General features: G+C 65.6%; 9 protein-coding genes. 6 read left to right on the forward strand and 3 right to left on the reverse strand.

Translation table 11 applies throughout. The annotated features are described in order from the left end of the window. Nucleotides 1-22: 22 nt before the first annotated feature. Nucleotides 23-952, reverse strand: a complete 930-nt coding sequence (locus AKN84_RS39035) for a hypothetical protein (RefSeq protein WP_050425702.1) — start codon at nucleotides 950-952, stop codon at nucleotides 23-25. A gap of 197 nt (nucleotides 953-1,149) precedes the next feature. Here AKN84_RS39035 and AKN84_RS39040 point away from each other — a divergent pair, with 197 nt between their 5' ends. The 4 genes from AKN84_RS39040 (at nucleotide 1,150) to galE (ending at nucleotide 5,465) form a co-directional block, all read left to right on the forward strand. Beyond that, the gene (locus tag AKN84_RS39040) at nucleotides 1,150-2,385 is read left to right on the forward strand and encodes a glycosyltransferase family 4 protein (RefSeq protein ID WP_050425703.1); all 1,236 of its coding nucleotides are present in this window, start codon (nucleotides 1,150-1,152) and stop codon (nucleotides 2,383-2,385) included. Nucleotides 2,386-2,400: 15 nt separating this feature from the next. Further along, nucleotides 2,401-3,063 (forward strand): ParA family protein, encoded by a 663-nt coding sequence (locus tag AKN84_RS39045; RefSeq protein ID WP_050425704.1) that lies wholly within the window; start codon nucleotides 2,401-2,403, stop codon nucleotides 3,061-3,063. Between the two features lie 218 nt (nucleotides 3,064-3,281). Next, nucleotides 3,282-3,911 carry a transglutaminase-like cysteine peptidase gene (locus AKN84_RS39050; protein ID WP_050425705.1) on the forward strand — a complete coding sequence of 210 codons (630 nt, stop codon included), beginning with the start codon at nucleotides 3,282-3,284 and terminating at the stop codon, nucleotides 3,909-3,911. A 558-nt stretch (nucleotides 3,912-4,469) separates the two neighbouring features. Beyond that, nucleotides 4,470-5,465 carry a UDP-glucose 4-epimerase GalE gene (galE, locus tag AKN84_RS39060; RefSeq protein ID WP_050425707.1) on the forward strand — a complete coding sequence of 332 codons (996 nt, stop codon included), beginning with the start codon at nucleotides 4,470-4,472 and terminating at the stop codon, nucleotides 5,463-5,465. A 10-nt stretch (nucleotides 5,466-5,475) separates the two neighbouring features. On the opposite strand, the gene AKN84_RS39065 is transcribed toward galE, so the two are convergent. Then, nucleotides 5,476-6,462 (reverse strand): UbiA family prenyltransferase, encoded by a 987-nt coding sequence (locus tag AKN84_RS39065; protein WP_244485720.1) that lies wholly within the window; start codon nucleotides 6,460-6,462, stop codon nucleotides 5,476-5,478. A 36-nt stretch (nucleotides 6,463-6,498) separates the two neighbouring features. After that, nucleotides 6,499-8,085, reverse strand: a complete 1,587-nt coding sequence (locus AKN84_RS39070; protein WP_050425710.1) for a hypothetical protein — start codon at nucleotides 8,083-8,085, stop codon at nucleotides 6,499-6,501. 162 nt (nucleotides 8,086-8,247) lie between these two features. Between AKN84_RS39070 and AKN84_RS39075 the strand changes: the two genes are divergently transcribed. Next, nucleotides 8,248-9,369 carry a hypothetical protein gene (locus tag AKN84_RS39075; protein ID WP_244485721.1) on the forward strand — a complete coding sequence of 374 codons (1,122 nt, stop codon included), beginning with the start codon at nucleotides 8,248-8,250 and terminating at the stop codon, nucleotides 9,367-9,369. After that, entirely contained in the window at nucleotides 9,366-9,599 is a 234-nt protein-coding gene (locus tag AKN84_RS39080) for a hypothetical protein (protein ID WP_244485722.1), read from the forward strand. The genes AKN84_RS39075 and AKN84_RS39080 overlap by 4 nt, the downstream gene beginning before the upstream one ends. Nucleotides 9,600-9,751: the final 152 nt, after the last annotated feature.

A 9,751-nucleotide genomic window follows, 5' to 3' on the forward strand; every position in this document is an offset into this window, starting at 1 on the left:
TCGCCCTTGTCTGCGCGCATGGTCAGCCTGCTGTCTTGACGGCGCTCTGCCGGCTCCGGAACACGCGCACCCGTCCCTCGAGGCGCGGCGCCTCCTGGCGGGGCATCGGGGCGACGGGTTCAGCGCGCCGCGGCTGCCGGGGCGCCAGCGGCGCTGCCTGCACCCGGTGCTCTTCGACACTGAGCTTGAGGCCCACCAGCGGTTCCCGGCCTGAAGGCCCGGCCACCACGATCCGGTTCCCGGTCACGTGCAGGGCCGGAGCGCCCAGAAAGATGGTCTCGGCTGCGATGGTGTAGCGATCCGCGCCGGGGCCCGTGGCTTCCAGCGAGAACCCCGTGATGGCCAGCGCGCGTCCCCGGGTTCCGGCAAAGGTTCCAAGCGGAACGAACTGGTTGTCACCCCGCTGCGGCCTCGCGAACTTGACCGCATATTGCAGGTTGAGATCGTAGGGCTTGTTCGGCCAATCGAGGGAAATTCCCTCGATCCGGGCCGGAGCGGCCGGTCCAGCGATCCAGGTATTCGGGCCGACCGTGACGTCGCCCAGACCCGCGACATGCGCCAGCAGCTTGAGATCGTTCAGCTCGCCACGGTCAAGGCCCGGATCGGGCTCGTCCGTATCGAATGGCTGGCTGGCGGGCTGCGCGGCCGGCTGTCCCTGGGTCAGCGGTTCGATCTTGATATTGGCGGCGGTCGACCCGCCGGCGCGCCCTGCCGTGACCTCGACGATCAGGCGGCTTGGCCGGGCGACCGAGACGACCAGCGCGGTCTCGGGCGCGAACAGGGTTCCATTGGCCCCGTCGGGCCCGGTAATAATGTTACAATTGTTAGTGCTGGCGCGATCCGGATAGACGCGCACCACCGGAGGTGATGTCTTGTCTTCCGCGCCATTGTAGCGAACAAGGAAAAGCCCTCGTGCCAGGTCAATGGTTTTCTGCTGAATCTGTTCGTTCATGGTCGCCTGCGAGCCTAACGGATGGGTCGATATGTTTCTCACACAGTGTGCCCCAAAAATCTGTGTGATAGAAGGGGGCTTAATGTTAATCCGGTGAGATAGTTTCGCACGTGCATATCGAAGACACCCTGCCGGTCATGGTATCGACCCTGACCCCAATCGAAGACCGCGCGGCCGGGGGGCGCGCTCGCCCGCCAATGAACGTCCTCTTCGTCCACAACAACTTTCCAGCCCAATACCGCCACATTGCGCGTGCACTTGCGGAGCAGCCCGGAAACAGGGTCGTTGCGGTCGGCTCATCGACCGCGAGCACGACGCGGGATATCCGGCTGCTCAAATATTCGACCACCAAGTCGGACTCCGCGATGGTGCATCCCTTTGCGCGCCGCTTCGACGTCGAGGCGCGGCGCGCCGAGGAGGTCCTGTATGCGCTGTCGTCGCTGTCGGGGCAGGGCTTCGTGCCCGACCTGATCTTCGCGCATCCCGGCTGGGGTGAGACGCTGCCGCTGCGCACGATGTTTCCGAAAGCGCGCATCATCCTCTACTGCGAGTTCTACTACGGTGCCGAGGGCAGGGACGTCGGATTCGATCCCGAATTTCCGATGACCGGCCTCGACGGCAATGTCGCGCTCCATCTGAAGAATGCGACCACGCTGCTGGCGCTCACGGAGTGCGACACGGGCGTTTCGCCGACGCCATGGCAGAGGTCGACCTTTCCCCGCGAGTTTCAGAGCAAGATCGAGGTCATCCACGAGGGCGTCGACACCGACGAAGTGAAGCCCAACCCCGTCGCGCGATTTCAGCTTCCGAACGGCGCGACACTCTCGGCCGACGATGAAGTGATCACCTATGTCTCGCGCAACCTCGAGCCGGTGCGCGGATTCCATGTCTTCATGCGGTCGCTGCCGCGGATCATGGCCGCGCGGCCCAACGCGCAGGTGGTGATCGTCGGCGGCAGCGGGACATCCTACGGCGCGAACCCGCCGGAGGGTTCGAGCTGGAAGTCGATGTTCCTCGGCGAAGTCAGGTCGGATATCGATCTTCGCCGCGTGCATTTCCTCGGCCGGATTCCCCGGGAACCGTATCTCGAGCTGCTGCAGATTTCCTCGGTGCACGTCTACCTGACCTATCCCTTCGTGCTGTCATGGTCGCTGCTGGAGGCGATGAGTGCAGGGTGCGCGGTGGTCGCGTCCGACACGGCGCCGCTGCGCGACATCATCTCGGACGGCAACGGCCTGCTGACGCCGTTTTTTGATATTGATGCGTTGTCGGATCAGGTAATCTCGGTGCTGTCACGGCCCAAGGCCTTCAAGAAGATGCGGATGAAGGCGCGGAGCTTCGTGCGGGACAATTACGACGCGAAGCGGGTCTGTCTGCCCCGGATGCTGACGCTCGTTGATGAAGGTGTCCTCCCGCGCATGCACGGGGGATAACGCCAGGAGCTTGCGATGCCGCTTGTCATCTCGGTTGCCCAGCGCAAGGGCGGGGTCGGAAAGACGACGCTTGCGGTTCTGCTGGCGGCGGAACTCGACCGGCGCACGGGCGTGGTCGGACTGGTCGACGCCGACTCGCAGGCGTCCGCCTGTCACTGGGCTGAGCCCGGCAATCTGACATTCCCGGTCTATCAGCTTGACCCGGAAACCCGCCCGGTCGCCGAATGGGCCAAGCTGATGCGACAGATCCCGCATAAGATCATCGTGGTGGACTCCGCGCCCAACGACCGGGTGCTGGGCGCGGTGCTCGCGGTCGCCAACATCGTGCTGATGCCGTGTACGCCGTCGGGCCTCGACATCGAGGCCACCGCGCGAACGATCGACATCGTGCGCGAGGTGCGTGCGGCGCGGCGAACGGCGCTCCGCGCCATGATCGTGCCGAACCGGGTCGACCAGCGCACGCTCGAAGGCCAGCAACTGATCGAGGAGCTGGATACGCTCGACGAGGAGATCGGGCCGATGATCGGAAGCCGCTCGGCCTATGTTCGCGCTGTCGCGTTGGGACAATCGGTGGCCGATTTCGCCGGCGGCACGCCCGCGGATCTCGAGATCAAGATGCTCGCCGATCTCGTCATGAGCTGGTGCGGGATCGCACCCCGGCAGCGGGTGACGGTTTAACAGAGCGCGCCGGCGCTCGGAAGCGCGATAAGCCGCGATCCGTTGGACCTTCACGTGCGTTATCATTGGCGGCCGAAAGGTTCGCCGGCGCCGGAGCCCGGCCTGGTTAATGGACTGCTCGGGCGCTTCCGAGCATTTGAGACAAATGCCGCCGCTCGCCTGAGCCTTAACTCAAGACATTTCCCGTAGATGCTTCCCGTCACTTTGGGGAGTGAAGAATGTACAGCGTCAAGAGAGTGGTGGCCTTGCTTCTGGCCATCGTCGCGCTCGGGACAAGCGCGCAGGACACCCAGGCCGGAATGATCGGATTCCCGCTGCCGCTCGGCGGCGTGGTCGAGAAGATCCGCTTCAGCGAGCCGACGCTGGCGCCGATGGCCTACACGATTTTCTGCATGCGCTATGCCGACGAATGCAAGCCGAAAGCCCGCGCCCGCATGGTGTTCCGCGGCGGCGCCGCGCGCCTTACCAAACAGCGCATCGCCGATTTGATCGAGGTCAACGCCACGGTCAACCGTCGCATCGTCCCACAGCGCAACGAACGCGGCCTCGCGGGCGAGGAATGGCTGATCAATCCGGCGCGCGGCGATTGCAACGACTATGCCGTCAGCAAGCGCCATGAACTGCTGGCGCGCGGCTGGCCGATGCGCAATCTGCTGCTGAGCGAGGTGGTAACCTCCTGGGGCGAGCATCATCTCGTGCTGGTGGTCCGCGTTGAGGGCGGCGATGTCGTGCTCGACAATCTGAACGCGCAGATCCGCACCTGGTCGCAGGCGCGTTATCGCTGGGTCAGGATGCAGACCCCGGCGAACCCCGACCACTGGGCCGCCGTCGCGCCGGCCCGCGCCTGAATTTCCTGGGTTAGCCCGATCGTTTGAACGTGACGCGGCGAGACATTTCGCCGCGCCAGGTTTCATGTGAGGCAGGCAGAACATCGCGAAGGCTGCGACGGCGCGCGGAACGATCGGAGGCGTGACCGGTTGATCCCGATCCAACCCTTCGAGGCATCGACATGAAGCTGGCCGGCCTTGTCACAACAGCGGCGCTGGTCGTCGCCACCGCTGCCCCCGCGCTCGCACAGGGGGCGGGGCAGACCACGCAGGGCGCACAGCGCTATTCGATCGATGGCCCGGGCGGCGGCGTTCCGACATCGCGGCCGCAGGCGACCCGGCCGGTCCCGCCGGCAACACCGGTTTACCCTTACGGCAGGCCGTCACGCCACCGGCCACCAGTCGGGCAGCAGACCAACGTTCCGTTCGGGTCGCGTTAACCGTCACTGCTGAAGCCAAATCCGTCCGGTCTTAACGCTATTCCCATCGTCGTTTTGCCGCGCCCGACGGAATGTCGTACCCATCGACCATTGCATCTGTTGAGGCGCGGGATTGGCCTGCGCAGGGACGGCATCTTCAATGGCGAGCAGGGGTTCGATCCTCATCACGGGTGGCGCGGGATACATCGGGTCCCATTGCGCCAAGGCCGTTGCCGAGGCCGGGTTTCTCCCGGTCGTCTATGACAATCTGTCCACCGGTCACCGCAACTTCGTGCAATGGGGCCCGCTCGTCGTCGGCGACGTCGCCGATCACGGCAAGATCGCCGCCACCATCCGTGAGCACAATGCGCTCGCCGTCATGCATTTCGCCGCGTTCAGCGCGGTCGGCGAGTCCGTCGCGGATCCGCAGAAATACTACGGCAATAACGTTGCCGGCACGCTCGGCCTGCTGCGCGGCATGCGGGAGGCGGGCTGCGACCGCCTGGTGTTTTCTTCGACCGGCGCCGTCTATGGCAATGCCGGGCGCGATCCGATTCCCGAGAGCGCGGCAGGTCCGACCGTCAATCCCTACGGCCGCTCCAAATACATGATCGAGCAGCTGCTCGCTGATTATCGCGCGGCCTATCAGTTCAAATCGGTCTGCCTGCGTTACTTCAACGCCTGCGGTGCCGATGCTTCCGGCACCATCGGCGAGCTTCGCGATCCCGAGACGCACCTCATTCCACGCGCGATGATGGCGCTGCTCGGGCATGTGCCCGACTTCGCGATCTTCGGTGAGGACTATGAGACGCCTGACGGCACCGCGGTGCGCGACTATATCCACGTCGACGATCTCGCCGCCGCCCATATCGCCGCGCTCGAGCTGCTGCTGAAGGGCGATGCCGGCGGCGTGTTCAACCTCGGCACCGGCACCGGCTATTCGGTGCGCGAGGTGCTCGATGCGATCCGCGCCGAGACCGGCGAGGCGGTGCCGAGCGTGGTGCGCGAACGGCGGGCCGGCGATCCGCCGATCCTGGTCGCCGATCCCGCCAAGTCGGAGAGCGGGCTCGGATTCAAGGCGAAGAGGTCCGATCTCGGCCACATCATTCGCTCGGCCTGGGCGTGGCACCAGAAGGCGCATCCGCGCCGGCGCTAACCAATTGCGGCTATTCCAGCGTGATGTAGTGCTGCTCCGCGAGGCGGCCGAGGAACGGCATGTCGACGAAGCTCGTCACCAGGAACACAGCGACCAGCGCCAGCACGATCAGCATCAGGCCGCGCTCGCCATAGAGCTTCTCGGGCTTCTGCGCCGACGATCCCGGCGACGTCGACATCGAGAAGTAGGTGGTGAACAGCATCACCACCAGCGGCATCGCGAGGATGTACTCGATGCGGTACTTCACCAGGAATACCGAGAGGAAGAACACCGAGAACAGCGAGTAGCTGAGGCACGAGGCGGTCAGCGACACCTCGGTATAATCGGCAAAGCTCGCGCGGCAGCGCGCCAATAGCTCCTTGCCGTAGGACGCGGCGATCTCGCGATATTCGGACAGCCGCTTGGCGGCCATCAGGAACGCGCCGCCGAACCAGTAGCACAGGATCACCGAGCTCGGCGGCAGCGAGGTCGGGTCGATCATCGCCCAGCCGATCAACAGCCGCAGCGGATTGTTGACGGACTCCGAGATGACGTCGAAATAGGCCTTGTCCTTGCTGCGCAGCGGCGGGACGTTATAGACGAGGCCCTGCAGGGCAAAGATGCTGCTTGCGAGCAGCATCAGGCGGCTGCTCGCTGCCGCGCAGACGAGGCCGATCGCCAGCAGCACCAGCCACTCCAGCCCGATGATCCTGCCGTCCATGGCGCTCTGCACCGCGGAGCGCTGCGACTTGGTCGGGTGATGGCGGTCGAAATCGCGGTCGAACCATTCGTTGATCACATAGTTGGCCGACGCGATGCAGACCGCGGTCACAAGTCCGAGCACGATGTCGGCGGCGAGGTGCTCGCTCCTCGCGCCGCGCAACAGCCAGGCGAGGATGATCCCGGGAACGATGAAGATGTGCTTGGTGCCGTGGTCGAGCCGCAGGATCGCAAGGTACTGCCGGATGCCTGCGGCCGGCGCCTTGCGGGTGTCGATCTTGCTGTCCATCAGCGCCATCGCGCAGGTCCTTTCCTGGTGTCCTCGATCGATCGCCTAGTTGAGGAGGTAGACGTCGAAGCTCTCGTCGGTTTTGGCGGGATCGAAGCGGCGGATCAGCGTGGTCGCTGCGCGGAAATCGCTGACCTGCGCGTCCGAGGCGCGGAACGTCCGCCAGTCCTCGCCCTCGTCATGGATCCGGTCGGGCACCATCTCATCGAGCCGATAGGCCAGCAGGATGATGACGGGCGCACCACGCGTGTCGCGCAGTTCGCGTGCCAGACGCAGCGTCTCGCCGAGATCGCTGTCCATCCTGCCCTTGCGCGAGAAGATCACGACGCTGCCGAGCTTGCGGTCGCGCGCGAGATAGAGCGGGTTCTTGACATAATAGGGCAGGGCCTCGACCAGGTATTCCGGCTCGCTGAGGATGATCGCGTTGGCGAGATCGGGACGTGAGGCGATCAGGCGGCCGAGATCGGCGCTGCGGCTCGCGACGATACCCCTCGCAGCACTGCGCAGATCGTTGATGCCGGCGGCGCTCTGGATCGCGAGCACCAGCAGGAGCGACACGCGTCCGACCGCGGGCAACAGCCGATCGTGCCATGCTCGAGAGGCGGATGTCGCCGCGGTGATCCGGCCCCAGCCGATCCAGTACAGCGCGATCAGGAAGCACAGCCAGACCGCGGCGTGACGGTAGGCGCCGTTGGCCGCGACGGCAAAGAACAGCGACGTCAGCAGCAAGGCGGCGATGGCAGCGAGAAAGGCCGGACGCCGCGACAGCAGCCCGAGCGTCGCGCCGAACAGCAGCACCGATCCTGCGATGGAAGTCAGCAGATTGGCAAACAGCGCGCCCAGCGACGTCGCGCCGGGGTTCACCAGCGACAGGACTGCCGCCGCCAGCGGCGAAGCATGCGACCAGTCGCGGGCCGCCGCATCATTATAGGTCGGCAGCATCGTCACCGCGCAAATCGCGACGCCGATCGTTGCGCTGACGGCATTGATCGCGAAATTGGTGAGTTGCGGCGTCCAGCGCCAGCCAAATTGGTTCGCGAGTTGGGTCTCGAGCAGGTCAAGCAGCCAGAACAGCAGGAACGCGCCGACCATGATCGCGCCGACGACATTGGTGTTGGCGAGCAGGAACAACAGCGCGCCGAGCAGGAGGCCGCGGTCGCGATGCGCCGGATAGCAGGCCGCGATCGCGAACAGGAACAGCGCCGAGATGCCGTAGTTCCTGGCCATCACCACATATTCGAACAGCAGCGCATGGCTCGTGATCAGCAACAGCACCAGCGGCCGCGGGAAGGGCGACCGGAAGATCAGCAGGGCGACCGTAAGGAGCCCGATCACGAAGGCGACGCCGGGCAGCACCTCGACCCGGCCGAACACCGCATGCGCGCCGCGCAGCAGCAGGTACCAGAGGGCAGGGTGGCCTTCGCCATGCAGGCCCCTCAGCATGGCGATCAGGTTGTCGCCGTTCAGCGCGATGGTGAGCGCGCGGACCTCGTCGCGCCACATCACGTGATGGGCGATCTGGAAGCCGACCAGCGCGATCCATCCCGCGAGCAGCAGGAGGTCCGGCCAGGATCGGCGGTCCCGCTTCGGCGCGAACAACCAGTCGTCCAGGATTTGCAAAGATCGGGTCAATGAACCCTGCTGCTGCTCGGATCGGTAACGCCAAACCGCGGCGTCGGCCGCGGGTTTCGTCATTTGTGTTAACATTAAAAGCCGCCTAGAATGTTGTAACATTAAGGGCGAGCCAGATTAACATTTATGACGGCGGCACCGGCCCAGAGGACGGTCAGGGACGTGAGCCCTGCGCACCCCGAAGTGGAGTTCGCGCTGGTGCTGGCGCGGACCATCGAGTCCGTGCGTTCCGACCCGCAGCAGCTGCGCAGCGCCGTCTACGAGCTGGCGCGGCAGAAGCTGCAGCAGCTCTCGCATGAGGATCCCGGCGAAAAAGCGCGCCTGATGCGGGCGCTGGAAGTGGCGATCGAGGGCATCGAGGCGCACACCAGGGATGATCTGGTCGAGACGTTTTCGGTGCCCACGGCGCGGGCGCTGCCCGCGTTCCTGGAGGCGGCGGGCGCCGCGCGGCGGATCGAGCGGCCGCCCCGGATCGATGCCGAGGAGGCATTTGTCACCACGCTTGAGCCTGTTGCGCCGGCCAAGATGCCGCGCCGTCCGCGATGGTCGTCATCGGCGCCCCTGCGCTACGTTGTCATGCTGGCTCTCTTTGGACTGATCGCGGCCGTGGTCCTGCTGCAGCAGCGCGGTGTGTCGCTGGCGGAGGCGCGCGCGATGATTGCGGGCACGCTCGCACCGGCGCCGCCTCAAACGCAAAGGCCGGCCGTCGTCGCCACCGTGCCTGCCCCGGCGAGGCCCGCCGAACCGCCTGCTCCAAGACGGCCGGTGCCGTCTGCCTATGGTGTGTATGCCGAGAGCGGCGGCAAGCTGTACGAGCTGCAGCTGATCCAGGGCCGTGCGCCCGATCCGCGCATCGCGATTTCAGCTGCGATCACCAAGCCGAGCGAGACCTCGCTGCCGGACGGGCATTTGCGCTTCATCGTGTTCCGGCGCGATGGCGCTGGCGGCGCGTCCGACCCGATCGACGTGCGCCTGATCGCGCGCGTGACCCAGCAGACCACCTTCGATGCGACCGGCAAGCCGGTGGTCTCGCCGGGCGACGACACCTGGGTGATCCGCAACATCTCGATCCCGTTCCGCACGGCGCCGCTCAGCGAGGATCCGCAGATGTTCGAGGTCCAGCCGCGCGACGACGCGCCGCTGTCGCCGGGACGCTACGCGCTGATCCTGAAGGCGCAGGCCTATGACTTCACGGTCGAGGGCGCGGTGACCGACAAGCGGCATTGCCTGCAGCGGCTGGCGGCCGCGAATGGCGTGTTCTACTCGGAATGCGAAAGGCCGTGAGCGCCGCGCCCATCCGGTTCAGCGCCGTGCTGGCGCTGTTGCTGTCGTCGAATGCCGCCATCGCCGCACCGGATGCCGAGACGGCGAAGCGGTGCCTGCGCGCCGCCTATCTGGTCTACCCGTACAAGCGACCGGGTGCCGTGCCGATGAATGGCGACCGCCTGCACTTCTTTCAGCAGTGCATGGCGCAAGAGGGCAACAAATCGGCGGAAGCGCCGAAGCGCGATTAACTCGTGATAGGATTAGGTTGAGCCGGAACGGCGGTGCTTCACCTCTCCTTTGGGAGAGGTCGGCGCGTAGCGCCGGGTGAGGGATCACGGTCTCTCGTTAGCGCCGCGGCCCCTCACCCGATTTGCTGCGCAAATCGACCTCTCCCCGCTGG

Source organism: Bradyrhizobium tropiciagri (assembly GCF_001189845.1).
GTDB classification, from domain to species: Bacteria; Pseudomonadota; Alphaproteobacteria; order Rhizobiales; family Xanthobacteraceae; genus Bradyrhizobium; species Bradyrhizobium tropiciagri.

Bases quoted from the DNA above. Each gene is read 5' to 3' on its own strand.
- AKN84_RS39035 (WP_050425702.1), bottom strand. From the start codon at position 952: ATGAACGAACAGATTCAGCAGAAAACCATTGACCTGGCACGAGGGCTT.
- AKN84_RS39040 (WP_050425703.1), top strand. From the start codon at position 1,150: ATGAACGTCCTCTTCGTCCACAACAACTTTCCAGCCCAATACCGCCAC.
- AKN84_RS39045 (WP_050425704.1), top strand. From the start codon at position 2,401: ATGCCGCTTGTCATCTCGGTTGCCCAGCGCAAGGGCGGGGTCGGAAAG.
- AKN84_RS39050 (WP_050425705.1), top strand. From the start codon at position 3,282: ATGTACAGCGTCAAGAGAGTGGTGGCCTTGCTTCTGGCCATCGTCGCG.
- galE (WP_050425707.1), top strand. From the start codon at position 4,470: ATGGCGAGCAGGGGTTCGATCCTCATCACGGGTGGCGCGGGATACATC.
- AKN84_RS39065 (WP_244485720.1), bottom strand. From the start codon at position 6,462: ATGGCGCTGATGGACAGCAAGATCGACACCCGCAAGGCGCCGGCCGCA.